26 protein-coding genes are annotated in these 26025 nt (G+C 47.0%); 7 read left to right on the plus strand and 19 right to left on the minus strand.

What is annotated here, in order from left to right; translation table 11 throughout:
- Positions 1 to 4: 4 nt before the first annotated feature.
- The 8 genes from Q0V21_RS17325 to Q0V21_RS17360 form a co-directional block, all read right to left on the minus strand.
- Positions 5 to 1762, minus strand: coding sequence for a sensor histidine kinase (locus Q0V21_RS17325; RefSeq protein ID WP_301879859.1), 1758 nt, complete (start codon positions 1760 to 1762; stop codon positions 5 to 7).
- On the minus strand, positions 1759 to 2439 hold the full coding sequence (locus Q0V21_RS17330) for a response regulator transcription factor (protein ID WP_024631441.1): 681 nt from the start codon (positions 2437 to 2439) through the stop codon (positions 1759 to 1761). The genes Q0V21_RS17325 and Q0V21_RS17330 overlap by 4 nt, the downstream gene beginning before the upstream one ends.
- Positions 2440 to 2680: 241 nt before the next feature.
- Positions 2681 to 3493 carry a bifunctional hydroxymethylpyrimidine kinase/phosphomethylpyrimidine kinase gene (gene thiD, locus Q0V21_RS17335; protein WP_024631442.1) on the minus strand — a complete coding sequence of 271 codons (813 nt, stop codon included), beginning with the start codon at positions 3491 to 3493 and terminating at the stop codon, positions 2681 to 2683.
- 105 nt (positions 3494 to 3598) lie between these two features.
- Complete coding sequence (locus tag Q0V21_RS17340) at positions 3599 to 4297, minus strand: ABC transporter permease (protein ID WP_179132852.1); 699 nt, start codon at positions 4295 to 4297, stop codon at positions 3599 to 3601.
- Positions 4290 to 5213, minus strand: coding sequence for an ABC transporter ATP-binding protein (locus Q0V21_RS17345; RefSeq protein ID WP_079350138.1), 924 nt, complete (start codon positions 5211 to 5213; stop codon positions 4290 to 4292). Before Q0V21_RS17345 ends, Q0V21_RS17340 begins: the two co-directional genes overlap by 8 nt.
- 128 nt (positions 5214 to 5341) lie before the next feature.
- Complete coding sequence (locus Q0V21_RS17350) at positions 5342 to 6247, minus strand: sensor histidine kinase (protein ID WP_079350263.1); 906 nt, start codon at positions 6245 to 6247, stop codon at positions 5342 to 5344.
- 23 nt (positions 6248 to 6270) lie between these two features.
- Positions 6271 to 6939, minus strand: coding sequence for a response regulator transcription factor (locus Q0V21_RS17355; protein ID WP_052016671.1), 669 nt, complete (start codon positions 6937 to 6939; stop codon positions 6271 to 6273).
- 187 nt (positions 6940 to 7126) lie between these two features.
- Positions 7127 to 7969, minus strand: a complete 843-nt coding sequence (locus Q0V21_RS17360) for a DegV family protein (RefSeq protein WP_079350139.1) — start codon at positions 7967 to 7969, stop codon at positions 7127 to 7129.
- 305 nt (positions 7970 to 8274) lie between these two features.
- On the opposite strand from Q0V21_RS17360, the gene Q0V21_RS17365 reads away from it, so the two are divergent.
- From Q0V21_RS17365 to Q0V21_RS17380, 4 genes are all read left to right on the plus strand, one after another.
- Positions 8275 to 9051: an ABC transporter permease gene (locus Q0V21_RS17365; protein WP_301879860.1), complete on the plus strand. Its 777-nt coding sequence runs from the start codon at positions 8275 to 8277 to the stop codon at positions 9049 to 9051.
- Positions 9048 to 9848 (plus strand): ABC transporter permease, encoded by an 801-nt coding sequence (locus Q0V21_RS17370; protein WP_079350140.1) that lies wholly within the window; start codon positions 9048 to 9050, stop codon positions 9846 to 9848. Before Q0V21_RS17365 ends, Q0V21_RS17370 begins: the two co-directional genes overlap by 4 nt.
- A gap of 22 nt (positions 9849 to 9870) precedes the next feature.
- Positions 9871 to 10839, plus strand: coding sequence for an ABC transporter ATP-binding protein (locus Q0V21_RS17375; protein WP_301880621.1), 969 nt, complete (start codon positions 9871 to 9873; stop codon positions 10837 to 10839).
- A 95-nt stretch (positions 10840 to 10934) separates the two neighbouring features.
- Positions 10935 to 11612 carry a M14 family metallopeptidase gene (locus Q0V21_RS17380; protein ID WP_079350141.1) on the plus strand — a complete coding sequence of 226 codons (678 nt, stop codon included), beginning with the start codon at positions 10935 to 10937 and terminating at the stop codon, positions 11610 to 11612.
- A gap of 133 nt (positions 11613 to 11745) precedes the next feature.
- On the opposite strand, the gene Q0V21_RS17385 is transcribed toward Q0V21_RS17380, so the two are convergent.
- From Q0V21_RS17385 to Q0V21_RS17430, 10 genes are all read right to left on the minus strand, one after another.
- Entirely contained in the window at positions 11746 to 12153 is a 408-nt protein-coding gene (locus Q0V21_RS17385; RefSeq protein ID WP_301879862.1) for a MerR family transcriptional regulator, read from the minus strand.
- A gap of 25 nt (positions 12154 to 12178) precedes the next feature.
- Positions 12179 to 13681: an alpha/beta hydrolase gene (locus tag Q0V21_RS17390; protein ID WP_301879863.1), complete on the minus strand. Its 1503-nt coding sequence runs from the start codon at positions 13679 to 13681 to the stop codon at positions 12179 to 12181.
- A 183-nt stretch (positions 13682 to 13864) separates the two neighbouring features.
- Positions 13865 to 15412: a glycoside hydrolase family 32 protein gene (locus tag Q0V21_RS17395; protein WP_301879864.1), complete on the minus strand. Its 1548-nt coding sequence runs from the start codon at positions 15410 to 15412 to the stop codon at positions 13865 to 13867.
- 45 nt (positions 15413 to 15457) lie between these two features.
- Positions 15458 to 16285: a carbohydrate ABC transporter permease gene (locus tag Q0V21_RS17400; protein WP_301879865.1), complete on the minus strand. Its 828-nt coding sequence runs from the start codon at positions 16283 to 16285 to the stop codon at positions 15458 to 15460.
- Positions 16285 to 17169: a carbohydrate ABC transporter permease gene (locus tag Q0V21_RS17405; protein ID WP_079350146.1), complete on the minus strand. Its 885-nt coding sequence runs from the start codon at positions 17167 to 17169 to the stop codon at positions 16285 to 16287. The genes Q0V21_RS17400 and Q0V21_RS17405 overlap by 1 nt, the downstream gene beginning before the upstream one ends.
- A gap of 186 nt (positions 17170 to 17355) precedes the next feature.
- Positions 17356 to 18678 carry an ABC transporter substrate-binding protein gene (locus Q0V21_RS17410; RefSeq protein WP_301879866.1) on the minus strand — a complete coding sequence of 441 codons (1323 nt, stop codon included), beginning with the start codon at positions 18676 to 18678 and terminating at the stop codon, positions 17356 to 17358.
- A gap of 163 nt (positions 18679 to 18841) precedes the next feature.
- Complete coding sequence (locus tag Q0V21_RS17415; protein WP_079350147.1) at positions 18842 to 19822, minus strand: LacI family DNA-binding transcriptional regulator; 981 nt, start codon at positions 19820 to 19822, stop codon at positions 18842 to 18844.
- Between the two features lie 89 nt (positions 19823 to 19911).
- Positions 19912 to 20355: a FixH family protein gene (locus tag Q0V21_RS17420; protein WP_024631459.1), complete on the minus strand. Its 444-nt coding sequence runs from the start codon at positions 20353 to 20355 to the stop codon at positions 19912 to 19914.
- 17 nt (positions 20356 to 20372) lie between these two features.
- Positions 20373 to 20825 (minus strand): disulfide oxidoreductase, encoded by a 453-nt coding sequence (locus tag Q0V21_RS17425; RefSeq protein WP_024631460.1) that lies wholly within the window; start codon positions 20823 to 20825, stop codon positions 20373 to 20375.
- Between the two features lie 261 nt (positions 20826 to 21086).
- Complete coding sequence (locus Q0V21_RS17430; protein ID WP_301880622.1) at positions 21087 to 22715, minus strand: copper amine oxidase N-terminal domain-containing protein; 1629 nt, start codon at positions 22713 to 22715, stop codon at positions 21087 to 21089.
- A gap of 334 nt (positions 22716 to 23049) precedes the next feature.
- Between Q0V21_RS17430 and Q0V21_RS17435 the strand changes: the two genes are divergently transcribed.
- A complete protein-coding gene (locus Q0V21_RS17435; RefSeq protein WP_024631462.1) occupies positions 23050 to 23256 on the plus strand; it encodes a hypothetical protein in 207 nt (68 codons plus the stop codon).
- 6 nt (positions 23257 to 23262) lie between these two features.
- Here Q0V21_RS17435 and Q0V21_RS17440 read toward each other — a convergent pair whose 3' ends face one another.
- The gene (locus Q0V21_RS17440; protein ID WP_179132853.1) at positions 23263 to 24144 is read right to left on the minus strand and encodes a phosphotransferase enzyme family protein; all 882 of its coding nucleotides are present in this window, start codon (positions 24142 to 24144) and stop codon (positions 23263 to 23265) included.
- Between the two features lie 183 nt (positions 24145 to 24327).
- On the opposite strand from Q0V21_RS17440, the gene Q0V21_RS17445 reads away from it, so the two are divergent.
- Positions 24328 to 25434, plus strand: a complete 1107-nt coding sequence (locus tag Q0V21_RS17445) for a stalk domain-containing protein (protein WP_301879867.1) — start codon at positions 24328 to 24330, stop codon at positions 25432 to 25434.
- Positions 25435 to 25659: 225 nt separating this feature from the next.
- Positions 25660 to 25935: a WXG100 family type VII secretion target gene (locus Q0V21_RS17450; RefSeq protein ID WP_053780166.1), complete on the plus strand. Its 276-nt coding sequence runs from the start codon at positions 25660 to 25662 to the stop codon at positions 25933 to 25935.
- Positions 25936 to 26025 lie beyond the last annotated feature (90 nt).

Here is a 26025-nt window from a genome sequence, read left to right on the forward strand (position 1 = left end):
CGTACTAAGCATTAGGAAAAACAATATAAAAACGGACTCCATCCGGCGTATTTTCTACGCCATAGCTGCATCCGTGCAGATCGAGAATTTGCTTCGCAATGGCCAGGCCCAGCCCGGTTCCCCCCATTTTACGATTACGTGAACGCTCCACCCGGTAGAACCTTTCCCAGATATACTGGCGTTCGGCTTCCGAAATCCGCTCCCCTTTATTCTCAATCGAGATTCGAACCTGCCCTTCCGGCCTGCTGATCTCAATCAAAATATCGGTATGGGGAACGGCATGGCGTATGGCGTTCATCATCATATTGTAGATCACTTGCTCCAGCTTGCTGCGATCCCCTTCCACAGACTGTTCTGTGGTAGATACAAGCACAACTTCCAGCCCTTTATCCTTTAACTGCGGCCCAAGACGTCCCGCAATATCCTCAATCATATCTCCAAGAGCCACCGCATCGGTATTCAGCCTAACCGCTTGGGATTCAAGCCGTACCAGATCCAGCATCTCTTCTACCATCGTTTCCATTTTCACAGCTTCATCGGCAATGATCTCAATATATCGCTCTCGCTTGCCCTCACTTACACCATCCTTTAACCCTTCGGAGTACCCTTTGATGATGCTAATCGGGGTTTTGAGCTCGTGAGACGCATCGGCAAAAAATTTACGCTGCCGTTGTTCGATCTGCTGCTTCATTTCCATATCCGTACGCATCTGGCTGTTAGCCTGCCTTAGCTCTTCCAGGGTCTGACCCAGTGTCGTTGATAATGCGTTCAGGCTGTCGGAAAGGCTGCCAATTTCATCATTGCGGCGAATCGGTGATTTCACGGTGAAATCAAGGGTCGACATTTTTTTGGCAACATGGTTCAGAGCGAGCAAGGGTTTAGTGACAATTCGGGACAAGAGCAGGGAAAGGAATACAATGAGTACAAATGCAGCAATACCGAAATACGCATAGAATAGCTGCGTCGCTTTACTGGCCTCTCTCATTTCTTGCAGTGATGTCAGCGAAAAAATAAGTTGCTGCTGGGGTCCTGAGCTGTGTACAGGTGCAATGGTGAGCACATTTCGTACACCGCTCCAGCTATCGGTCCATTCTTCATTGATCATCTTACCATTGGCCAGACTCTGCTGATCTTCCTTAGCCAGCGGGAAGCGGCTGTCCAGTGCCTGCACAAGCAAGCCCTGCCTTTGACTCCAGGTTGCCAGATTAGGAAGAACCACATCCGTTAATACCCCTGACCATTCCTGTACCGGTTCAGCTAATTCCTGAAAACTTTCTGTTCCCCACACAGAAGAGCTGGTATCTTTGATCTTAAATGGATAAACCATCGGTTCCGTCAACCCACTGGCTGGACCTGTTACCGTTAATTGCTGTCCATATTTGAGATGGGAAGCAATCCAGCCTGCATTCTCACTGTTGATAAACAGTGACAAGGATACCTTCACCTGAGTGCCGTCCTCACGGAGCAATGTAATGTGGAACGGATCATTGACCAGCTTGCCCGTATTCGTCAGGATGACCAGATGCGATTGATTCTGTCGCATGAAATTCCCGGTTTCCTTGGCCAGCTGTACATCATTCCAACGTCCAGCTGAATATTGCTGCTCGAATTTGGTCAGATTTTTCTTGATACTGCTAATCTTCTGATGTTGGTAAAAGTCCGGGAACCAGACCAGTTGGGCAATCACCGTGGTTCCATATAGAAGGAGAAGGAACCCGGCCATGACCAGAAACAGCTTCATCGTTACACCGTTACGTCTCATGCCTCAACCTCGAATCGATAGCCGGTACCAATGACGGTACGGATACACTTGGCTTCATCGCCAAGTTTGCTGCGCAGTTTCTTAATATGGGTATCCACAACACGGGAGTCCCCATCAAAGTCGTATCCCCATACCCGGTTGAGGATGGCATCACGGGACAATACAATTCCCTGATTACGAGTTAAATACAGCAGCAGATCATACTCTTTGGGTGCAAGCTCCACCTCAGCTCCATCCTTCTCAAGCCGACGAGCCCAGGGATCGAGCGTTACATGTCCAAACCGGATTACGCCCTGCTCCCTGCTAACTGCACCCTCTACCCGTTTCATTAATGTCTCTGCACGTGCCACCAGCACACGAGGACTGAAAGGCTTCGTTACATAATCATCCACACCAAGCTGAAAGCCATGAATCTTGTCATCATCTTCCGATCTCGCAGTCAGCATTATAATAGGTACGGTAGACTGAGAACGAATATGCCCACATAGGGTCCATCCATCCATTTCGGGCATCAGCACATCCAGAATGACCAGGTCCACTTCATGCATTGCCAGCAATTCCAGCGCCTCAACCCCATGTTCTGCTTCAATCACATTCCATTGTTCTTTTATGAAATAATCGGCCACAATCTCACGAATGCGGCTTTCGTCTTCCACCAGAAGCACTGTTCTGACCATGACCGACTCTCCTTTTAGCATTCTGTTGATAACATAACGATTCCATGTGTCGTCCGTGTGTCCATCCATGTTCTGGAACGGACTCCATCTTATATACGATTAATATATACCAGAAGTTACTAAATTTTATAAGCAGCCGCAAAAAAAGAAGCCGTCAACGAGCAACATCCTGCTCATTGACAGCTACTCAAGTTGAAACCACGCTTTTTCTCCGCGATTACACACTACACGTGCGCACCGCTTAGCTTTGATGCTCCAGTCGGTGTGCCACATGCAATGTTGGGCCAACAAAGCGGTTCAGCGGGAATCCGCCAGCAATCGCTTTGGTCACGAAGGCTTTACCTTCACGAACAGCCTCTTTCACGGTCAGACCGCGCGCCAAACCTGCGGTAATAGCCGCAGATGTGGTGCAGCCTGCACCGTGTGTGTATCCGGAGCCAACAACATCGGCTTCAAACCATTCGTAGTTCGTTCCGTCATAGAGAAGATCCATCGCTTTGCCCGGGTTAATAACGCCTCTGTCCTTGATCAGGACATGCTTCGCCCCGTGAGCGTGAATGACAGCTGCCGCAGCTTCCATCTGCTCCTTGGAGCGGATCAGTCCGCTTTTCGCCAGCTGCGATGCTTCAAATAAATTCGGGGTAACCAGATCAGCACCCGGCAACAGGAATTCAATCATCGCTTCTGTATTCTCAGGTTGCAGCACCTCGTCCGTACCTTTGCAGACCATTACCGGATCGATAACAATCTGTGGCAATCCACTCCGGCGGATATGCTTCGCAACCAATTCAATGATGTCTACAGAACCCAGCATGCCCGTCTTCATTGCATCAAAACCGATACCATCCAGAACGGTACGCAGCTGTGCCTCTACTACATTTAATTCAACAGGAAAGACCTGGTGATCCCACGTGTCAGGCTCCATCGCCACAACAGTAGTCAGCACCGTCATGCCATACACACCAAGCTCCTGAAAAGTTTTCAAATCTGCCTGAATCCCTGCGCCTCCGCTCGTATCCGAACCAGCTATTGTTAATGTTTTTGGAATCGTCATGGTAGTTGCATTCTCCTTCGTCCTTCAGTTGACATTATCCTATCCCTTGTACGAGCGGATGTCAATGGCATCTGAAGCCATACGGAGTATGGTTTCCAGAGGAATTCAGTTCATATCTTTTGTCTCCAGACTGAACATGGACAGTGAAGCAACCCATATTCCTATGGCCCCCAATGTCAGGGGAATCACGATAATCGTGTTAATTGAAAACGTAGGCCCGTTAAAGCCCGAACATACCACCATAACAAGCAAAATGGATGACACCAATGTAGTCGTGACCGAATGTTTACGCATCCCGAAGAATAAGGGAATCAGGGCCATGCCTGCAGCGGAGAGGGAACTGACGACATACTTCAGCAGCAGTACCCATGCATCACGCATCGTCAACGTATCGGGAATGAAGTCATAGAATTGGTTTACCGCAACTAATAATGCCCCCATCAGCACATCGGTTAATAAAATCATCATGAAAGTAAACACAAACACTATAATCAATTTGGCAGCAATGATTTTATGCCGTTTAATCGGGTAGGTAAACATGACATTCATCGTTTTATTTCGATACTCACTGATAATCAGCTTCGCTATGAGCGCACCGCCAAAGATAATAAAAACAGCTCTGGCGAACGTATCGATTAACATGAAGGAAACGGAGTAATCGGCAAAGGCATAATCTTCAGCACCCAAATCGGTGTACCCAATCAGGAATAGAAACAGGATCAGGACGAGAACGGCAATACCTGCGGTTCTGAAATTCCGGGCAAACCGATGTTTGCGCAGTTCCAGCTGGATTAGTTTAAGCAACGTCCTCATCCCCCTTCATTAAGTTCATGAAGTGTTCTTCCAATGAATGTGCCCTTTTGAAAATGGATTCAATCTCAACGCCATGCTGGATCAGCTTACCTGTCAATTGCGATGGAGCGATACCTGGATCATAGATGCGTATGGTTTGGTCATTGACCATTTTATAATTATTCAACTCCAATTGGTGCTCCAGGACATAGGCCGCTTTACGCGGGTCCAGCGTTTGCAGTTCAATGTATTCGCTATGGCTGCCGCGGATGCTGTCCATTGATACTTCCTCGACCAGACGTCCATTCCGAATGACCCCAACGGTGTCCGCAATCTGTTCGATCTCCCCAAGGATATGACTGGAGATTAACAGAGTAATCCGATACTGGGAGCTGAGACGTTTGAATAAATCGCGCATCTCCTTTATACCTAGGGGGTCGAGCCCATTAATCGGTTCATCCAAAATGAGCAGTTCCGGTGTTGTGATAAGCGCACGGGCGATGCCCAGACGCTGTTTCATCCCCAAAGAGAAGTCTCGTACCGGCTTCTTGCCCGTGTCCTTCAGCCCTACATTTTCCATCATGTTGTCAATGACCTTTTTGTTGTAGAATCCCATGTATTCACAATGGAGCTCCAAATTCTCCTTCGCGGACAAATGATCATAGAAAAAAGGATATTCAATGATGCTGCCCATACGCTTCAGCAGTTCATAGGACGTTGGGGTCAGCTTCTCACCGAACAATTCAATCTCCCCTACAGTCGGTTTGACCAGATTGGTCAGCATTTTCATCACAGTCGTTTTTCCAGCTCCATTCGGACCAAGAAACCCGTAAATCTCTCCTTGCTTGATATTCATATTGACGTTGGATACAACCTCTGTCCCTGCATAGGTTTTGGTCACACCTATCGTCCGCGCAATATATGTCATGTTCTTATTCTCCTTTACGTTCGTCCCTGACAGGTTCTTATATCTGTATTGTAAAGAGAAAAGTCTTCTTTTTTATTACTCAAATCTTACAAAAATCTTAAGCTTAACGAAATCCTTATTGAATGCACCTAAAAGGGTTTTAAAACAACCGAAAACGTCGTTCGTTCATAAGGAACACTGCGCAAATCAATGCTCCCACCCATTCGCTCCACCAGCCGCTTCGTAATGGTCAGCCCCAGTCCGCTACCCTGATAGAGACGATTACGGGAATCCTCCAGCGTATACATGCGTTCGAATACACGGCTGTGCTCCTGTTCTGGAATGCCCCTACCCCGGTCCCAGACGCTAAGCTTTACCTGCTCCCCTGTCGAATAATCGAGTGAAAGACCAAGCATCTTGCCATCCGCTCCATATTTCATAGCATTGGTAATCAGATTATCCAGTACACGGTCCAGTGCTTCTTCGTTGGCTCTCACAAAGATATCTGCTTCGGGAATCTCCAGCTCCACTTGCAGACCCAGATTCGTTAACATCTCATAAAAAGAAAGCATCTTCACTCGACACAATTCGCTTACATTAACCTTTGTCAGTGCAAGCTCGGTGTCTCCAGATTCCAGCTTCGCCAAGTCAAAAAAAGAATGAATCAGACGCAGCACCTCCTGCGCCTTATCCTGAATTTTGCCAGTCATGATCACGCGTTCCTGATCTGTTATGGAAGGGCTGTGCAGGAGTGTTTCACTATAACCGAGCACGACCGTTAGCGGTGTCTTCAGGTCATGTGAGATGTTGGAGAGCATATTGCGCATTTCCTTCTCCTGATTGGCATAACCCGCTTTGGCCCGATGGGCATAATCCAGCAGCTCGTTGACATCCTTGAGAAGCTGGCTGATTTGAGCATCGCTATTAAACACAAGCAGGCGCTCAAAGCTCCCTTGCTTCACAATCGCCGTTAATTTCTCATGGATGTAGGACAGATCTTTACTGCGTTTATGCATCCTTACGCTCAGTAGGATAACGATAAAAGCCAAGATCATGGTAGAAACAGCAAAGAGCAGCGTCACCCCGGGTCCACCTCCAGCTTATAACCAATTCCCCACAGCGTCTTGATGTATCGCGGCTCTGAAGGATCAGCTTCCAGTTTCTCGCGCAGACGGCGCATATGAACGTTAATGATATTTTCGTCACCATAGTAGTGATCGTTCCAAACGGAAGCGTAAATCTGAGCCTTGGTAAATACTTTGCCGGGATGGGTTACAAACATCTTGAGAATGCCAAATTCCTTGGAGGTAAGCCTTACAGGTGTCCCATCCCGCTCCACCTCATACGTCTCCATATCGACCGTAATGCCGCCAATCTCAATGCGCTGGGACTTTGGAGGAGCTGTAATCTCAGACTGTGCATTATAATTGGCACGCCGAATAGCCGCCTTGATCCTGGCGGTCAGCTCAATCAACGAGAACGGTTTGCTCAAGTAATCATCAGCGCCGAACCCAAGTCCAAGGGCTTTGTCCACCTCCCCGTCCTTCGCAGACAGGATGAGAACAGGCACCAGACTGACGGCACGGATGGCCTGAAGCACTTCCATACCGCTTTTATGCGGCAGCATCAGATCCAGGATGACCAGATCATAGCCTGGCTGGGATTGGCTGAATTGGCGTTCTGCCTCTAATCCGTCATATGCATAAGAGACGTCATAGCCCTCTTTTTCCAAATAAGGACCAACCATCTCACTAATTGAGCGATCATCTTCAACAAGCAGCAAGCGATAACTTGACACGAGCTTCCCTCCAACATGAACGTTTTCCTTTATTACCTCACAGTTTGCATGAATTGGCAATGAAATACGAAAAACCCGGCCGGATCGCCACTTTATGTTTCAAAGTGAACCACCTGCCAGGTCTAATAAACAAATCCTATACCGTCTCGCTGCGTATCCAGCACAGTCCGATCGTTCCCGCACCTGCATGAATGCCTACCACAGGGATAAAAGGCATAATTTCCGTCTTTAAGCGGGGAAGCAAATCTGCAATCTGCTGTTTGATTGTAACAGCTTCTTCCTGATTGTTCGCATGCATGATGCATACATGCTTCACTTTCCCCATATCCACCTTGAGCACATCCAGCATGCGCTGTTTGGCCCGTTTGAACGTACGAATTTTCTCATTCACAACCACTTTGCCCTCTTCGAATCGTAAGAGCAGATGAATCTTCAACAATTGGCTAAGGATAAGCTGGGTCCCCGACACACGACCACTGCGGTGAAGATGCTGAAGACTGGCCGGGATGAGGTAAAAGGACATGTTATCAATCATCTGTTCGATATGAATTTTGATCTCGGATGCCGTACAGCCTTGCTTCTGCCTTTCCAATCCTTGCAAGATCATCTCCCGCAACGGATACGCACCTGCTCTGGAGTCAATGGCGGTAATCGTCACACCTGCAATCTCGGCAGCCTGCATCGAAGTGTGCAGTGTTCCGCTAAGTGCAGTGGAGCAATGAATAGTAATAATCTCATCGTACTGGTCTTTCAACGACTCATACAGTTCAATAAATTCACCAATCGGCGGCTGTGAACTGCTTGCCCGTGATGCCTCACCAAGTTTCTCATAGAATTGTTCCGATGAAATATCTTCCGTCTCCCGGTAACATTCCTCTCCAAATACAATGCGCAGAGGTACGATGTAAACATGATTCTGCTCAGCAAATAGCGGATCGAGTGTGCTCGTACTGTCGGTGACCCATGCAATTTTCCTCATTCCAACCTTCTCTCTTGCCGGATTGTTGAAGCTGTATCCTCAATCGTCAGGCACATGCCCGGCGGATTATTTATAATTTGAATAGTTTATATTGTAAACGTTTGCGTTCTTGCCCCTCAATTATAAAGGAACGGACAAACCGCTGTCTTGTGGCGCATTGTTGAACAGCCTCATTTCTTCCGGTATATGCCAAAAAAATGTCTTGCCTGTGAAGGAATAAATTGGTATGCTGTTGTCCTTCTCTCTTTTTCGCCTTGACTGAAGTGAACGGAACCGCCGTTCAACCAACTTATCGGAGGTGTCACATGCTTTATTTCACTCTGGCTTCCAAAGCCTACTCCCGGAACCTGCAATACCGCGGAGCTCACATGGTACATAACCTGGCAAGCGCCATGTTCGGTTACATGTACGCCTGCCTCTGGATCGGCATCGGGGCTGACCACTCTCTCGGAGAATATGGGACACAGGGGATGATCAGTTACATTGCGTTTACGCAATCCTCTCTCTGGATCTCAGGTTTTCTCACCAATGGACTGGGTATTCCACTCACGGTCAGGACAGGGCAGATCGCGCTTGATCTCATGAGGCCGGTTCATCTATTCACCCACCTGATGGCACGTGAATGGGGGCAGATTGCCTACCAGTTCGTGTACAAAAGCATTCCGATTTACCTGCTCTTCTCCATCGTATTTTCTCTGCAATGGCCCTCAGAAGCTTCAACCCTGCTATTTACCGCAATTGGTCTTGCCGGCGCATCCTATTTATCCATCTGTATGAATTACATTATTGGCGCCACCGCGATGTGGACTACGGAGTCCTCCTGGCTGCATTGGGGCAATCACGCCATGATGAATCTGCTCGCAGGTTTCTTCATCCCGCTGGAATGGCTGCCAGACTGGCTGGAACGAATCGCCTGGTTATCACTCTATCCTTTCCTGCTCTATGTCCCAACCCGGATCTATCTGGGTTACGAAAACGGCTCCTTGCTATGGGGAACCTTGATTTGGTGTGTCCTCATGACGTTCGTCTGTCTGGCGATAACCCAGGTACTGCGCCGTAAAGTGGAGGTGCAGGGCGGATGAAGACCACTTCCTGGTTCACTTTATATAAAATGCTCATTCGAACGAGCATCCGTAGTCGGATGCAATACAAGTTCAATTTCATCATGGCCTCCGTTCTGGCCGCATTGATTCAAATCTCCGAGTTTCTAATGGTTGCCCTGGTGCTGCACAAATTCGGAGCCATCAAAGGTTGGTCCCTTCATGAAATTGGTTACCTCTTCGCGATCATGACCCTATCCAAGACGTTATATCGAACATTTGGCAACGAAGTGCATCATCTGGAAAAATATTTGGTCGGCGGCGAACTCGATCAACTGTTAACCAGACCCATGCCCGTATTGCTGGCGTTACTGCCCCAAAACTTTCGCATTATGGCCGGTGAGGTGTTACAAGGCGGGTTTATTCTTTGCTGGTCGCTGGCGGGCATGATGCATAGCGGACAGATCGGCTGGACTGTCATCCCCTTCTCTCTGCTCATCATCCTGACCGGGTCCATTATTCTTTTTTCAATTGGGCTGGCCACGGCAACGCTTGGATTCTGGACCACACGCATTGAGGAGCTGCAGACCATCACCGAGGATGCGGCCCGTACGGCTGCCCAATATCCGCTGACGTTATATCCCAAATGGATGTCCGGCATATTGCTGACCGTAATCCCGGTGGGTTTTGTCAACTATGTTCCGTCACTCTATCTGCTTCGCGGGGAATTAGGAGCATGGGTTCTTGTTGCGATTGTCGTAGTTGCCATCCTGAGCCTGGCCGCAAGTCTGCGTTTCTGGAAATTCGGTTTAACCAAATATCAAAGTACGGGTAGCTAAGGGGGAAAATATCGTCATGACCATGATTACAGCGCGCCATCTGCAAAAGGAATTCAAAACTCCTGTGGTACGCGAAGGCCGGTTCTCCGGGCTTCGCACCTTGTTTTCACGCGAATATCTGTCCAAGGAAGCGGTGCGAGACATTAGCTTTGATATTGGCAAAGGAGAGTTTGTTGGTTATATCGGCCCGAATGGGGCTGGCAAATCCACCACGATCAAAATGCTGACGGGTATCCTCCATCCAACCTCGGGTGAGGTGTTGCTCGGTGGCATGAATCCACATCAGGAAAGACGCCGCACGGTTGGACGTCTAGGTGTGGTGTTTGGACAGCGCAGCCAGCTCTGGTGGGATCTGCCTGTGAAGGATTCGTATGATATTTTGGCCGAGATGTACGGAGTCCGTCCCGAGGACAAAAAGAGACGATTGGGCCAGTTCGCCGAGCTGCTGGATCTTGAATCATTCTGGGCCACGCCTGTCCGCAAGCTCTCGCTTGGTCAGCGAATGCGTGCCGATCTCGCAGCTTCCATGCTGCATGATCCGGAACTACTTTTTCTCGATGAGCCGACGATTGGACTAGATGTGAATGCGAAGCGGAACATTCGTCAATTTCTTCGTACATTAAATGAAGAGTTTGGCAAAACGATTTTGCTGACCACCCATGACATGGACGATATTGAGCAGCTATGCAGTCGGGTGATGGTAATCAATCACGGCCAACTTACGTATGACGGCTCAATTCCCTCCCTACGTGACACCATCGGTCTGCCAACGCTTATCCGGGTGACGTATCGGGGTTCGTTTCATATGCCGGATATCATATCGTCCGCCATTCAGATTACAGGGGCAGAAGGCCAAGTCGTCACCGTCGAAGTTAATCGTAAAGAGTGGAGCACGATGGACATTCTGAAACAGCTCGAGCAATGGGGCCAGATTGAAGATGTCGAGATGAAAGAACCGGATTTTGAGGATATTATTCATCGGGTGTACTGACTGGCCTATTTTATTAGGATCTGGATGAGGGCCTGTTCAAATGCCGTTACATGCGGGAAGGACATGACGTACTGTAATATTGGAGGTGAAGTGTCATGCTTGTTACCAAACACACACTTGCTGCATCCAGTGCACACGCCACTCCCTATTACATCGTTCGAGGCACGAAGCCCGGACCCGTCATCATGATCACATCAGGAGTTCACGGGAACGAAACCGCAAGCATGGCCGCTGCGCAGAAGCTGGCTAATGACTGCATGACAGGACGACGACACGTGGTTCGCGGAATCCTCATTATTGTGCCACGGGTGAATCAGAAGGCCTATCGGAACAACAGCCGAGGAAAACCTGATTTAAACCGCACGTTCCCGCGGCATCTCTCTGGCAAAGCCAAACATCCGCTTGCTTCCGCTGTCTTTGGGCTTGCCCGTCAATATGGGCCTGCCTGGTGGCTGGACCTGCATGAAGCAAACGGATTATCCCAACGCAGTTCACAGGTACTGGGACAAACCTTGATTACCAATCCTGGCAGCCGGGCTGTTCCGGTATGCAAACGAATAATAGCGCGAATGAATCGGTCAATTCCCATTCGTGACAGACACTTCAACCTGAAGCAACACGAATTGCCCGGTTCAGCACGAACAGCCGCAGCTCGCCTGCTTCAAGCGCGCTCGGTTACGGTAGAAACCTGCTGGAGTCTGAACCGTTCGGAACGGATCAAGTATCAGACGGCAATTGTGCACCATTTTCTGCGTGAAGCAGGTTTGTTTTGAATCAATTTCGGGATGGTTGGAACAACAAAGACACCTTCAAGGATATCTCTCACGCCGGACGCGTCAGAGATAATTCTTCGAAGGTGTTAATTGTTTACAGGGTTACATTATGAAGTTACATTATGAAGTCACCTTACGTATTCCCCTCCTCCCTATTGATTCGGAAAGATTCAATATAATTGTGAATATCATGCTCTGGCGTCAGAAGCAACCCGGCAAGAAGCGTCTGCATCTGCTGCAGGTTATCGATATGCAGTTGAATCTCTTCAATTCGGTCACGAACGAGTTCTTTTAGTGCTTCGCTCTCCACATCCTCCTGACTGAGCAGCTGTAACGTATCCTTTATTTCCTTTAATGAATAACCCAGTGATTGAGCATCCTTAATGAATTTGATCTTAACCAGATAATCTTCGGTATACACACGGTATCCGTTGGATGAACGACGGGGAGCAGGCAGAATCCCGCTGTCCTCGTAATATCGAAGTGTTGCCATGCTTACACCCGTACGTTTGGCCAACTCTCCTCTTGTCATCGTTTTCATGCCTACTCCTCCATCCTTCTATGCATTATTCCTCCTGCTTGCTGCGCAGCTTGGTATACTTCATATCATAGGTGGCCTCCGGAAAATGGTTTGACGGCCCTTCCAGCAATGGTTGCTCCTCTTCTCCCTTCAAGTAACGGTCAAAGAATGCCAATGTATACGATCTGGTAATGTCCACATTATGCTCCGGCGTCATGCCCTTGGCAAACATCTTGGGTGAAATTAAGGAGATATCCGTGAAACTCTGATGGAAAAAGCCATCCACGGTTAAGTAATACGTATCATTCAAGCTGTGTGACATCACGTAATCCAAATCCGGTTCAAACTCGGGATAGAACACCTTGTCTCTCTCGGTTACGCTTGGGTCCAGGCTTTTGGCTGTTTCTCCTGACATAATATACATAAACGGCTGTTTCAAAGCTGTCGTAGAAACACTGCCCCAGAATCCGCCTTCCAAACTGAGTCCTGCTTTGAAACGGTCATCCTGGGCTAACGCTTCCGCTGTTGTTGCACCACCATAGGAGTGACCAAAAATACCGACAGAATCCAGATCAAGCTTGCCTTCGAGCAGCTGATTCGGATCTTGTGTATTCCACTGGGTGAGTGTATCCAGTACAAAGCTTGCGTCGGCTGCACGAATACCAACACCTTCTATATTATGTTGATATAGCTCCTCTGACGTTGGATAGTCAGGATCTGGCTCATATGAAGCAATATGTCCATCCGGGAATGTCACTTGAGCAGATGTATACGGATGGTCGATCCCAACAACAATGTAGCCATGGCTTACAAGTTCCTCAATCGCGGTCATACTTTGAAAACGTGCTGAGCGCACTCCAGGGGAGAACAATAATACTGGATATTTACTCTGTGCGGCAGATACCTCAGCACCCTTAACAACATGTGTGGGAATCGTATCCAGGTAACTGAACACCATCGGTGGAATTCCAAATACGAGACTGATCGCCTCTCCCAACTCGGCCGGATAATGTTCTAGCGGCAATCCTTTGGCCGTTTCCTGATCTACAGGATACCAAACATTGATCATAAGCTCACGCTTATCACCCGCTTCAGCCGTCTTGGTCTCTTCGCGGGATTCATCCGTTAGCTGCTGAGAAAAGGTGCCTATGGCGAATGAACCTGTTGGTTCAGGCATCGTGAACGCAGGGAAAAACGACGTCAACACTATGGAACCTGCACTGAGAGCCAGCACCAGAACAGAGGACAGGGACGTTGTGATCCATGAGCGACGTCTGGATTTCAACGTGCTCTGGGGTGCATGGTGAGAATAGTGTCTACGGCGTCCCCATCTTACGAATTGAACGCTCCACAGAATTATAAGTACAAGCAACACGATATAGGTAGGCAGCATCTGCACTCGTAAATGATTGATAATGCCATGCAGCAGCACTGCCAGCACGAGAGCGGAAAACATCCCCATGGAATACGCACGGCGCTTAGGAGCCGCCAGCATAAGTGCCGTAGCTAATATCGTGATGAGTACCAATATCCATTCTAAAATCCTCATTATTCTACCTCCAACTTGATGTAATACACCAAGGATAAACCTTGAAGTATAATTCAAGGTCAAGGTCAAATTTTAAACCATACTCAACTCATTGGAAAGTTCTCGTTTACGCAAAAAGAACTGCTCCTGACGCAGCAATCCGCGTGGGAACAGTTCCTATCCATTTAAACCTTCAGATCCCATTTAAACCTTCAGATCCCATTTGAATACTTCAGACAACGTGCAGTTACCGGAGGAAAATGCTGATATTCCCGTTGAGTCCGGTCCCGGATAAATACGCGCTGTCATGACCTTCTCCCCGCCTTGAATAAATACTTCAACCGATGAGACATCCACAAAAATTCGCAGCTCCAGCCTGCCGTCATTCAGCTCCACTTCTGCAGCACGTTCACCTCCGAGGCCATTTCCCGAACGATCCCGATTAAGACGAAGCTTACGCTCTTCCACCTGATAGGTGATAACGGTCTCTTCCCCCTCACCCACACGTAATTTCAATCCAAAGTTCTCTGCCGTTCCCGATTCAAAAACAACATACAGTTCATAGCGGTCTCCTGGCATATCCAAATCACGTATCCCGTCCAAATGGATGTTCTGTTGCTTGATCTCGTTTGTGCGATATTGCTTCAGCTCCGCGATCGGCAGAAAGAACAATCGCTCTCCTCTCAGAACGATCTGCCGTGGCAGCGTCATCGCTCCTGCCCAATGATGACCATGCTGCGTTGGGATATCCGTTTCCCATGTTTCCATCCACGCCACCATGATGCGTCGGCCCTGCTCATCGTCCGTTGTCTGCGGTGCATAAAAATCAAACCCGTAATCGAGTGGATCATATTGCTCATATTCCAGTACACCCTGCTTCTCATCCAATGTACCAATCATATAAACCGTGGAATGTAAATTTCGATAATTATCCATCTGAGCGGGCATCCGCTGCGGTGACATGATCAAAATATCTCGGCCTCCAAGAGAGAATAAATCGGGACATTCCCAGTTGTCTCCAAGTGTACCGTCGCTTTGCGCCATGACGTTGACGTAGCTCCATTTTTCCAGATTGGTGGATTGATATAACAGAATTACACCTCGGCCAGCCCCGTCGTTTGAACCCAGCACACAATAATAAATCCCATTTCGTTCAAACACCTTGGGATCACGGAAGTCCCTCGGACTTGTATGCTCTGGAATCTGATCCAGCCCAATGACCGGGTTCAGCACACTTTTGACAAAATCAACGCCATTGTCCGATACAGCGATATTCTGCGTCTGCCTGTAATCATTGTCTTTGTCTGGTCCAGTCACGACATGTCCCGTGTACATAAGCAGCAGCTTGTCGCCCTGAACGAGAGCACTTCCTGAGAAGCACCCTCCACTGTCATAACTCTGATCCGGAGCTAACGCCACCGGGAGATAAGACCAGCTAACCAGATCCTTGCTCACCGCATGTCCCCAATGCATCGGTCCCCATACCGGAGCATAGGGATAGTACTGATAGAACATGTGATACATCCCGTTGTAGTATACAAAACCATTAGGATCATTCATCCAGCCCACTTCAGGCATCAAATGATATGCCAGGCGGTAAGCCGGATTAACCTTTTGACGTTGTTCCCTGATATACGCATTTGAGCGGGCTAGTGTATAAGTTCCCTGTGCAGGATGCGATATTTCCAGTAGTTCATTGTCCGTGTCTTGTTTTGTTTCTGTTTCCCGTTTCAAGTATGATTCCTGATTCATATGTCTATCACTCCTGTCTCTCTACTGCAATCAATCTGAAACCAATTATTTGATGGACCCCTGCATCACGCCTTGGATAATATACTTCTGTGCAAACAGATACACGACTAGCACTGGCAGCAAGGTGAGCACCAAACCAGCCATTAATGGACCATAATCAACCGTATAGGTACCATAAAAATAAAAGGTGGATAACGGTAGTGTCCGCTGTTCGGATGAAGTCAGTACCAGAGAGGGCAACAAGAAATCATTCCAGATCCACAGGACGTTCAGCACGGTAATCGTAACGCTTGTTGGTAGGAGCACCGGCAATACGATGCGAAAGAAGGTCTGTACTCGGCCACAGCCGTCTATTAGAGCCGCTTCTTCCAGTTCCAGCGGGATGCTCTTGATGAAGCCATGATAAATAAAGACGGCGAGTGGACTGCCAAAGCCGATATACATATAGATAAGTGACCATTTGTTGTCCAGCATCCCCAGTGAACCATATATTTTCACGAGTGGAATCATGATTGCCTGAAAAGGAATAATCATTGCTGCCACCATCAGAAAAAAAAGATATTGGTTCAGCTTGCTTTTGTGCCGTACAAAATAATGAGCTGTCATCGCAGCGAGCATTGCAATCAGTAACACACCTGCCACCGTAATTAGCAAAGAATTTCCGAAGGCAGACATATACCCCATTTTATCGAAGGCACTAACGTAATTATCCCATTGAACGGACACTGGCAGGCCCAGTGGATCTGAAGTTATGGCCTGATTTGCCTTAAATGAATTCGTAATGAGCAGCAGAAACGGAAAAATGAACAACATCATCGCTACAATTAATAAAAACAGCTTGGCCCAGCCCAACAAGCGCGATTGTCCAGCCATTATGCCTCCACCTCCAATTTCTTGCTGAAATAGACTTGGAGTAATGTAATCGTAGCGACTAGAATAAACAGTACAAACGCCTCTGCTTGACCAAGCCCGTAATCACGTGCCAGAAAGGCCTGTTCATACACATGCATGGATACCATTTCTGTGCTTTTGAAGGGTCCTCCGCTAGTGAGGGAGACATTGAGATCATAGACCATAAAGCCCCGTTGGAGGGACAGGAAAATGCATACGATAAACGACGGTACCATAAGTGGCAAAACGATCCGTGCCAGCATTCTGCGATTGCTTGCTCCATCAATACTGGCCGCTTCCATGACATCCTTGGGCACATTCATCAGCCCTGCAATATAGATCACCATCATATATCCTGCGTACTGCCATACGGTAACGACAACTAGTGCCCAGAACGCTTTATCAGGGTCCGATAACCATGATGTTCCGAACAGCGGAATGTTCATTTTCTGACCGGCAAAAACCAGTACTTGATTGAAGATAAACTGCCATATGAATCCAAGCACAATTCCGCCGACCAGATTGGGTAGAAAAAAGCCAGCCCGGAACAAGCCCTGTGCCTTCATACCACGTGTTACCGCGTAAGCAAGTAGAAATGCCACGCCATTGGTCAACACCACGGTAATAAATACGTATTCCAGAGTCATCCCGAATGACTTCCAGAACACGGTATCCTTGAACACGCCGATATAATTGTCCCAGCCCACAAGACTTTGCTCAACAGCAATACCATCCCAATCCGTAAACGTCAGATAAATCCCGTACAGAAACGGAATAATCATGACCGTTGCAAACGCAAATAGTGTTGGACCCGTAAAAATTAGTCGGGTGCGCAATCGGGTCCAAAATCCTTTTTCGGTAAGCATCGTTATCCTCCACTCTATCCCAGGGTGTATACAGTCGGTTGCCCGAAGACGAAGCGGGCGCGGAAAGTTGATCTCCCGCCCGACCAGTGTCCCCGAAATCCCTACCATTCTCTATGTGAAGCATCCAAAACCCGGTGGACAACAGATAAAGAGTTGCTTTTATCTATGCCCTAACGCTGCTTCAGTTTATTTCACGTTGGTCCAATAATCTTGAATTTCTTTGGCGAGTCCATTACGGTCAATCACATCAGCCAAATATTTCTGCATGGAAGCACCCAATTTGGACCAATGGTCAGCTGGAAGCGCGCTCATCGATTCCTCAATTTTGCCTGCCTTAATGTATTCACTAATCGACTTGCCCAGCGGATCAGCCGGTTCAAGTGTAATATTGCTGAATGCAGGAATGACGCTGGCCTGATTCACCAGGAAATCTTGACCTTTAGCCTCATAGACTATCCAGTCCAGAAATTTTTTCGCAGCTTCCTGCTGCGCTGGTGTGCTTTTTTCTTTGTCGATCAGAATGCGTTTGGATACGGCTGCAGAAATTTGCGTGTTGCCAAAATCATCGGGATTGTTGCTTATAGGAACCGGCAGGAAGCCATATTGCCCATCCGCGGTATCAAAGCTGTGAATTTGCGGCCATGCCCAGTTGCCTTGAAACCAGATGCCAACCTCGCCTTTACCCAGTACTTCGGGTCCACGCTCATACGTCCCGGACAACGGGGAGGCTTTGTCGATGTTATAGGTCTTCATCAGATCGAACGTATCCATCAAGCCATTGAATACAGCGTTGGAAGCCAAATCCACTGTACCTGCTTTCAGATCACTTATGAACTGATCCACTTTGGCGCGATCCGGAGACTGTCCGCCATATGCAAGTGCCAGATAGTGGGCGCCAAGCGACCAATCCATAGGTGATACAATTAAGGGTGATTTTCCGGTTGATGCAATCTTCTGAAACAATTCATCGAGCTGTGCAGTGGTTTGCACCGATTGGGGATCAAATGTGCCGCCTACGGCCTGATCCAGTATCTTCTGGTTGTAGATGAAGCCATATCCTTCAATGGAGAGTGGAAATGCATAGTTTTTCTCCTCAAATGTTGTTGCCGTGGTGCTATTTTCGACGGCATCCTTCATCCACTTTTCAGAGGTAAGGTCCATAACACGGTCCTTGAATTTCTCAACATCCCCTGTATCCAGCATCATCATTGTTGTCGGATTGCCAGATGCATAGAGCGCCGAGGCTTTCTCAAAAGGAGATTGCCCGCTTCCTACAGGTACGATTTCCAGTGTTATATTAGGGTTCTCAGATTGAAAATCCTTTGCTGCCTGCTCCAACTGACTGTTTATTTCTGCTTTGGAATTCAGCAGTGTAATTTTGACACTATCACCGGATGCGGACGATGACTCCGTTCCCGCTCCTGACTTGGCACCGCCACATGCCGAAAGAATAACTACCATAACCAATGATAAGACTGATAATTTCATCCATTTCCATTCTTTTTTCATCTGTTATTGCCCCCGTTCAATATTATAAAAGGAACCGCTTACAAAAATGATTATAGTGTCAAAGGTTTGACATGTCAATCGTTTGACATAAAATAAATAAGTTACCTTCCCATTAATTATTAGAATGTATAGACGCATAAAAGCATGCAAAAAACGACCTTGTTTAGGTCGTCTCTCTCTCCACCAGTGTGACTGGCAATATATGCTCCATCCCGATTTCCTCCTCAGCGATCTGGCCTCGGATCAACTCTACGGCTAGCTCAGCCATGGCCTCCATTGGCTGCCTTATGGTTGTAATTCCTGGCATCGCGTAACCCGCCGCCTGGATGTCGTCATAACCAACAATTGCGATATCCTCGGGAACTTTGCGACCATGAAGCACGATTTGCTTCAAGGCATGAATGGCCATCAGATCACTGGTTACGAACAGTCCATCCACTTCGGGATGCTGAGCAAGCAGTTTTCCGACCAATTCGGTATACTGATGCTGACTGAACACATTCAGGTCGGTTTCATGGATCATGACCGGCTGGATTCCATGTGCCTTCAGTGTGTCCGTGAAACCTGTAGTTCTGCGATTAGACAGCATTTGCAGCCCTAGATTGCCGCAGATATGCGCCACGTGTCGTCTGCCCTTGGAGAGCAGCAATTCGGCTGCCATAACCCCACCTTGATAATTATCAGATGAGATGAACGGGATGTCAGTACTGATTTGTCGGTCCAATGTAACGATGGGAGAATGCAGATTCATGTACTCATCCACTTCGAGCGTATGGCTTCCCATAATAATTCCATCGACCCGGTTACCCTTGAGCATCTCCACGTATTCTCGCTCTTTGGAAGGGTCCATGTGTGAGTTGCACAGCATCATTTTTAACCCGTTCCGGTATGCATGATACTCAATATAGTTTGCCAGTTCTCCGAAAAACGGGTGAGACACATCAGGAATAATCAAACCTATTACATTTGACTGCTTGCGCAGCAGAGAACGGGCAATTTCATTGGGACGATAATTCAGTTCGTTCATGGTTTGGTACACTTTATCCCGTGTCTTCTGACTGATATAACCCCGGTTGTTTAATACACGCGAGACGGTGGTTACCGAAACCCCAGCTCTGAGTGCAACATCATGAATTGTTGCCATAACAGCCTCTTTTCCTACAACATTCTTCATATCTTAATAATTATATACGTATTTTCAGCCCCGAACCAATCCGCACACCAGTCTGCTCTTTACTTCGCCTGGATCTTCGCTCTGGGCATACTATGCATGGCCCCATGTGTCACATGGGCCTGAACCACATACGTACCTGCCTGCTCAAAAGTATACTGCACCTCATACAGACCATTCTCTACCTCGCTTGCCTTCAAGGCGCCTTGTTCCTCCAGCTTATCCTCTGTCATCATTCCTAGTTCAGGCGAGACTGCCGGGGCATCCTCAAGCTCATCCCATATCTGGAATTGAACTTGATCCGCATCGCTTACCGGCACTTCACCCTGAGTAAGCTTCACCTGCAAGGTCACAGGCTTATGGAGAGAAGCTTTGTCAGGGACCACCAACTGTACTTTGATCATCTCCGGCATCTCACCAGACTGGGACTGCTCCTCATAGGAGCATCCCGCAATCAGGAGGGTCAGAATGATGAAGGGCATGAACCAACGGACTTGTCCGCTCATCAATTATCTGTCCTTTCTTATGAAGAAGATTTTGGTGTTTTTCCAATTCCCCACAGCATCACAATAATGATGATAAATGCGATCAGTGCAAGTAACGGTATCGTAATAAAACCAAACCAGTTCAAGTAATCGGTATAACACGGAATTTGTCCGCATGCCACTGAACTCCCCGTAGCGGAGTAAATACGCTGAATCGTTACATGATATAACGAGATTCCGCCCCCAATGAAACTAAGTGGAAGAACATATTTGGTGATGCCCACATCATCCTTGAAGTAGGCAATGCCCAGTAAAATCGTTAACGGATACATAAAGATCCGTTGGAACCAGCACAGATCACAGGGGATGTATCCCTTAATCTCACTAAAATAAAGGCTGCCTCCAGTCGCAATGACTGATACAGCCCAGGCAATAAACAGACGGGTATCAATGTTTTTTGCCCGTCCCTCAGGCTTTGAAGCTGTGTCCATCCGCTTGAACCCCCTTTTCTTGTTTGATCATACCGAATAATAATACAACATACATGACTCCAACGGGCTAGTGTTACAATTATGTACAGTCCATAACCGTACCGTGATCCATATACACGTTGCGGTGAGGTTGCTGACTCCCCTGATTATACCAAATATTTGAATATTTTGATGTGGTCTTTTTGCGTCCAAGTGAAGCCGCTGAAACGAAAAAAACTGCCGTATGGGGCAGCCTTTTCGTTCTTCTTTTATAAATAGCGATTACATGGATTTAGTCAGTGTGATGGAACCATCTTTTTGAGCCCATTTTACATCCCAGCCAAGAAGCTCAGCGATGAAACGCAGTGGCACTTGCGTACGTCCATCTTTGTTTACAAAGACCGTTGCACCTACATTTTTCTTCATGCCGTTCACTTCCATAACGTTGTTGTTCACCCAGAATTTCAGCGTATCATTACCAGCCATTACGGTTACTTGTTGTGCTTTTTTATCCCATTTCACAGTTGCACCAATTCCTTCACTCAGGAAACGCAGTGGAATGTAGGTTGTGTTTTTCCAGAGCATTGGTGTTGTGTCCATATTGGTTGTTTTGTCATTGATTTTCAGCATTTTGCTGTTCAGTTGCATCCATACAGTAGTTGTATCTGTTCCGGGCATTGTCGGTGTCATGGGCTGCTCTTGGAATTTGTCGTTGAATTGCGTCACGATTGCATTACCAAGGGCTTGACCTACACCAAACATAACTTTGAATCCTTCACGGTTGGTGGTGTACGAACCTTCGTAGTTAGCCGCAGCGTATTGATCCAATACTTGCTGCACTTGCTTCTCATGTGTAGTCAGTGCTTGTTGTCCAGCAGCTTTCGGCAGGTTACCTGCAGTTGCGGAATCCAGGAATGTCGCGAACTCCGTCGTGAATCCGTCAATACGTTTCTCGACAGCTGCACGAGCCGCTGCATCATTGTTTTTAACGGCTGTTACATAGTCGCTTTGTGCATTCACATGGTTGGTTACCCAAATTTCCTCGAACGCACTTGCACCGTCGTTACCGTAAATGGAAGCGATCGCTGCTTTGAAATCCGCTGTGTTTCCAGCTTCAGCTGTAACCAGTGCATTCGATGCTGCTGTGCGACCATCATATTGCTCTTGCATTTGCAGAGCCGACAGAGCAAAGTGCTCGGAAGCCAAGTGATTCAATGCGGATCTCAGATCAGCTGCTGGTGAATCTGCTTTGCTATTCTCGAATTTCTCAGGCATTTGTGTTGTGATTGCTGTGGAAAGTGCTTTACTCACATCGAACATTTCTTTGAAGCCCTCACGATACGCTTTATATGCATCTGCGTAGTCACCAGCGACATACTCATCAAATACTTTTTGCACGAGATCTTCATGTACTTTCAAAGCATTTTTGGCTGCTGCTTTTGGCAATTTTCCTTCGGTTGCTGTGCTCAAGAATGTAGAGAATTCTTCTACAAAACCATTGATGTTATCCTGTGCCTGTTTGATCCCAGCCTGGTTGCCCATTTTAGTTGCTTTCACAAGATCGTCTGTATATTTGTTATGAGCGCGGAAGATGCGTTCGAATTCTTTGGCTCCTGCATCACCGTAAAGGGAAGCGATAGCCGGCTGCATATCCAATGCATTTTGGTCGAGTGCTTTATAAGCTGCGTCCGCATCTTTTGCTCCGTCATATGCTTTCGCCATTGCGGTTACAGCGAGTGCAAAGTGTTCGGATAACAGATGATCCAAGCTCGCTCTCAGGTCAGCAGCAGGTGTATTAACACTTGCTTTCATCGTAGCCATCGGTGTCTGTGGTGTTGAAGCAGCCCCGGCGATTCCCGGCATCAATAACGTCAAGCTCAGCATGGGTGCGATAAATTTCTTCATTTTCATTTTCATTACGTGTTCACTCCTCGGTTAGTTTTGTTTATCCTTTGTTTCCTCGTCGTCGTCTTCATAGGGTGTAACGTAGAGTTCTTCCATCTGGATCACCTCTCTGGGCAAAAAAATCGCAGCCTCCGTCCAGGAAAGCCGCGAATGCGCGCCACAACAAGGTTTATCTCAAATTTAAAATTTTAAAATTATAGTGATCCGCTCCATTCAGCGCTATATATATACTGTAAGAGAAGAACTTTATTTTCCTATATTTATCAATAAAAGCTTACATCCAAGGTAAACCTGAAGTACAATGAACAGAACGATTGATTTCAATGAAGGAGGTCATCGCATGACATTGCTGCCCTATATTTTAATTATTGGTATTGCCCTGTTCGGTGGTATTGCTACAATGATCATCGGGAATTCGAAAGCGAATCAGACCAGCAACCCCGAGTATGATCGCAGGACCAAGCAAAATCTGAGCAAACTTACCTATGTATACGTGGGTGCCATCGTTCTCGGCATAGGCGGTTTCGTCCTGTATTTATTCAACTGAATAACCTTACTCTCCGCAAAGTACATGTTTGAACTTTTCGAGTAATTGAAGGTTTCGTTGTACATATGGGATGGTTTGGCGAACCATCCCCCTCTCTCTTATGACGGTCAAGAGTCCTCGTACCACCCACAAATGCATTTGTTCGTAAAGAATTTTCCTGCTGAAAGAATTACCTCCCTGAGTATATCCCTGCTCAAAGTCAGCTACAATCTCTCCTGCTTCTCTCTCTGTAACAGATGTAAAAACGGAGGAACTCAGCGTGGCTGCCAAATCAAAATGAATATCCCCTCTCCTTGCTTCTCCAACATCAATAATGTGGATGCTCTCCTCTGTAAATAACAAATTCCAAATGCCAAGATCCCCGTGAATGATTGCTTTATAGTGATCCTTGTATTCCATGCAATGCTCTGTATGTTGTTGCAGAGAACGTATACATTCAGATATTGATGTGGTTACTTCTCTGGAAACTTCACTCCATAATCGGGGTAACGCGAAGCGATCTGCCTGTTCGGTAATCTCAAGATGACTCGTCACACGATGAAAAAGAGAGATCAACCGACCTATCCGAATGAAATCCAAGTTAATCTGGTTACGGGGAAGGGCATTCTCTATATAAGTCTGTAGATTAAAGACTTCATGGTTGTCCGTGATAAATGGAAGGCCGTCTTTGGCATGTACCATGGATGGGGCGATATTTGCGGATGCCAATGCCTGATACATTTTATATTCAGTCCACGCCTGTTGTTCATCCCTCAGTTTACGCAGTACGAACTTCCCGTATGAAGCCTGAACGAGCATCGCCTTTGAACTATTTCCTTGTCGTATGGAATGGCAGTCTAGAATATTCCCAATATCGTAATGCTCTGCCACAAAATCGATGTTTGTCATGACTTCCCTCATTTCCTGACTCTTAATGATTCTCTAAATTAGGCAAAATGATATTTTGCCGCGTCCATACACATGTTTACAAGTTGGAGATAATTCAGAATTATTCTGGATATGTTCAGCGGGTAATATAAAGCCATAAGGACAGCAAGCCATTATAAATAACACAATTTAAAGGAGAGAAATATGATGAAGAAAAACTTGAAGAAATCTGCAGCAACGATGATGGTATTGGGCATGACTTTAACAGGAGCAACGGGTGTATTCGCTGGCACTCAATTGGAGAAAATCTCGGCATATCTCAACCATGGTATCAGCTTCAATGTAGACGGTGCGGCGTACTCACCAACGGATGGCAATGGCAACAAACTGGCTCCAATCACTTACAACAATTCCACTTATCTGCCTGTACGGGCCATTGCTGATGCACTGCATGTACCTGTATCGTATGACGGCAAAAAAGGACAGGTCATTATCGGTGAGGCTACAAGCAACCCATCCACGCTGAACAACGTATCCTATAGCGCAGCGCAAAAAGAAGCCATTCAAAAGGCATTTGCACAGTTCGATGGTTTCGAGGCAGCTTACGCTCCTCAGCAAATGATTGCAGGTGATACGTTCAAGAGTGTAGGAGCTGGAGAAGACGGCGTAAGCTTTACGTTCAGTCATATGAAAGTGGGTGTGTCTCCAAGAGATTATTCGGACGGTTATAATGGCAAAGACGTAAAACTCTCCAATGGCGTCACAGCCAAATGGTACACACCAGATCAAACGGGTATGCTCACGTTCAAACTGGATGATCGTTACGTTACGATTAGCTCACCGGATCATAAGCTGACTCAGGCTCAGCTGCAGCAAGTGGCAGTATCTGTACAAAAGGTACAAGGCAATGATCAGGGCGTTACCGGGTTCGCTGATGTGAAATATACACAAGAACAGTCGGCTGCCATCCGCAAAGCATTTGCAAAATTCCAAGGATTTGAGACTGCTTACGCACCACAACATATGATTGCCGGGGATACGTTTAAAAGTGTAGGTGCTGGCGGGGATGGTGTAAACTTTGTTTTTAATCACATGAACGTGACAGTATCACCCAAAGACTACTCCTTCAGCTATGACGGCAAAAATGTAAAACTGCCCAACGGCGTTACCGCCAAATGGTACACACCGGATCAAACCGACATGCTGACATTCAAACTGGATGATCGCTATGTGACGCTCAGCTCGCCAAAAAACGCATTAACTCACACACAGCTGGAGCAAATGGCGGTATCTGTGCAAAAAGTGAAATAATTTCGAATTTAAAATTAAGGAATCACACTGAAATCATACAACATAACCAACACACATCATTCTGTTCTTCCTGATGCGGGACAGATTCGATGTGTGCTTTGTCCTATTCCAAATGATCGCTATGATTCTAAAAACAAGGCTTTTGTCCAGATTCATTTCATATTGAATAACGTTATAATGAAGTATACTGCATTTAACAGAAGAAAAGATAAGGAGTAGATCATAATGGACCAGCGGATCGATCTATCCCCGGAGGAACTGCAGCAACTTGCGGGTGAATTCAACAAGGCCTCGCAGAACGGACATGATATCCTTGCGCAGCTCAAAACGATAATTGACCAGTCTGAAGGTCAGTGGGAAGGTGAGCGCCAGCGTGAGTTTTTACAACGAATAAATGGTAGCATAACGTCTATAAGCCATTATTTGCGTGGATTGCAGGAGACAAGCAATAGTCTTCAGCAGACGGCGACCCGTTTTCGTGAAGTGGATCAGTCCCGATAAAGCAAAACACATGTCACATCACATCGCATCAAAAAAACCATGTACCCGAAGATGATGATTTATCATTCTTTCAAGGCCATGGCTTTTTGA

It is taken from the genome of Paenibacillus sp. 11B (assembly GCF_030487755.1).
GTDB lineage: Bacteria > Bacillota > Bacilli > Paenibacillales > Paenibacillaceae > Paenibacillus > Paenibacillus vandeheii.

What these genes read in the sequence shown, in the direction of transcription:
- Q0V21_RS17325 (WP_301879859.1), bottom strand. Translation starts at nt 1,762, where the DNA reads ATGAGACGTAACGGTGTAACGATGAAGCTGTTTCTGGTCATGGCCGGG.
- Q0V21_RS17330 (WP_024631441.1), bottom strand. Translation starts at nt 2,439, where the DNA reads ATGGTCAGAACAGTGCTTCTGGTGGAAGACGAAAGCCGCATTCGTGAG.
- thiD (WP_024631442.1), bottom strand. Translation starts at nt 3,493, where the DNA reads ATGACGATTCCAAAAACATTAACAATAGCTGGTTCGGATACGAGCGGA.
- Q0V21_RS17345 (WP_079350138.1), bottom strand. Translation starts at nt 5,213, where the DNA reads ATGACATATATTGCGCGGACGATAGGTGTGACCAAAACCTATGCAGGG.
- Q0V21_RS17350 (WP_079350263.1), bottom strand. Translation starts at nt 6,247, where the DNA reads ATGATCTTGGCTTTTATCGTTATCCTACTGAGCGTAAGGATGCATAAA.
- Q0V21_RS17355 (WP_052016671.1), bottom strand. Translation starts at nt 6,939, where the DNA reads ATGGTTGGTCCTTATTTGGAAAAAGAGGGCTATGACGTCTCTTATGCA.
- Q0V21_RS17360 (WP_079350139.1), bottom strand. Translation starts at nt 7,969, where the DNA reads ATGAGGAAAATTGCATGGGTCACCGACAGTACGAGCACACTCGATCCG.
- Q0V21_RS17365 (WP_301879860.1), top strand. Translation starts at nt 8,275, where the DNA reads ATGCTTTATTTCACTCTGGCTTCCAAAGCCTACTCCCGGAACCTGCAA.
- Q0V21_RS17370 (WP_079350140.1), top strand. Translation starts at nt 9,048, where the DNA reads ATGAAGACCACTTCCTGGTTCACTTTATATAAAATGCTCATTCGAACG.
- Q0V21_RS17375 (WP_301880621.1), top strand. Translation starts at nt 9,871, where the DNA reads ATGATTACAGCGCGCCATCTGCAAAAGGAATTCAAAACTCCTGTGGTA.
- Q0V21_RS17380 (WP_079350141.1), top strand. Translation starts at nt 10,935, where the DNA reads ATGCTTGTTACCAAACACACACTTGCTGCATCCAGTGCACACGCCACT.
- Q0V21_RS17385 (WP_301879862.1), bottom strand. Translation starts at nt 12,153, where the DNA reads ATGAAAACGATGACAAGAGGAGAGTTGGCCAAACGTACGGGTGTAAGC.
- Q0V21_RS17390 (WP_301879863.1), bottom strand. Translation starts at nt 13,681, where the DNA reads ATGAGGATTTTAGAATGGATATTGGTACTCATCACGATATTAGCTACG.
- Q0V21_RS17395 (WP_301879864.1), bottom strand. Translation starts at nt 15,412, where the DNA reads ATGAATCAGGAATCATACTTGAAACGGGAAACAGAAACAAAACAAGAC.
- Q0V21_RS17400 (WP_301879865.1), bottom strand. Translation starts at nt 16,285, where the DNA reads ATGGCTGGACAATCGCGCTTGTTGGGCTGGGCCAAGCTGTTTTTATTA.
- Q0V21_RS17405 (WP_079350146.1), bottom strand. Translation starts at nt 17,169, where the DNA reads ATGCTTACCGAAAAAGGATTTTGGACCCGATTGCGCACCCGACTAATT.
- Q0V21_RS17410 (WP_301879866.1), bottom strand. Translation starts at nt 18,678, where the DNA reads ATGAAAAAAGAATGGAAATGGATGAAATTATCAGTCTTATCATTGGTT.
- Q0V21_RS17415 (WP_079350147.1), bottom strand. Translation starts at nt 19,822, where the DNA reads ATGGCAACAATTCATGATGTTGCACTCAGAGCTGGGGTTTCGGTAACC.
- Q0V21_RS17420 (WP_024631459.1), bottom strand. Translation starts at nt 20,355, where the DNA reads ATGAGCGGACAAGTCCGTTGGTTCATGCCCTTCATCATTCTGACCCTC.
- Q0V21_RS17425 (WP_024631460.1), bottom strand. Translation starts at nt 20,825, where the DNA reads ATGGACACAGCTTCAAAGCCTGAGGGACGGGCAAAAAACATTGATACC.
- Q0V21_RS17430 (WP_301880622.1), bottom strand. Translation starts at nt 22,715, where the DNA reads ATGAAAATGAAGAAATTTATCGCACCCATGCTGAGCTTGACGTTATTG.
- Q0V21_RS17435 (WP_024631462.1), top strand. Translation starts at nt 23,050, where the DNA reads ATGACATTGCTGCCCTATATTTTAATTATTGGTATTGCCCTGTTCGGT.
- Q0V21_RS17440 (WP_179132853.1), bottom strand. Translation starts at nt 24,144, where the DNA reads ATGACAAACATCGATTTTGTGGCAGAGCATTACGATATTGGGAATATT.
- Q0V21_RS17445 (WP_301879867.1), top strand. Translation starts at nt 24,328, where the DNA reads ATGATGAAGAAAAACTTGAAGAAATCTGCAGCAACGATGATGGTATTG.
- Q0V21_RS17450 (WP_053780166.1), top strand. Translation starts at nt 25,660, where the DNA reads ATGGACCAGCGGATCGATCTATCCCCGGAGGAACTGCAGCAACTTGCG.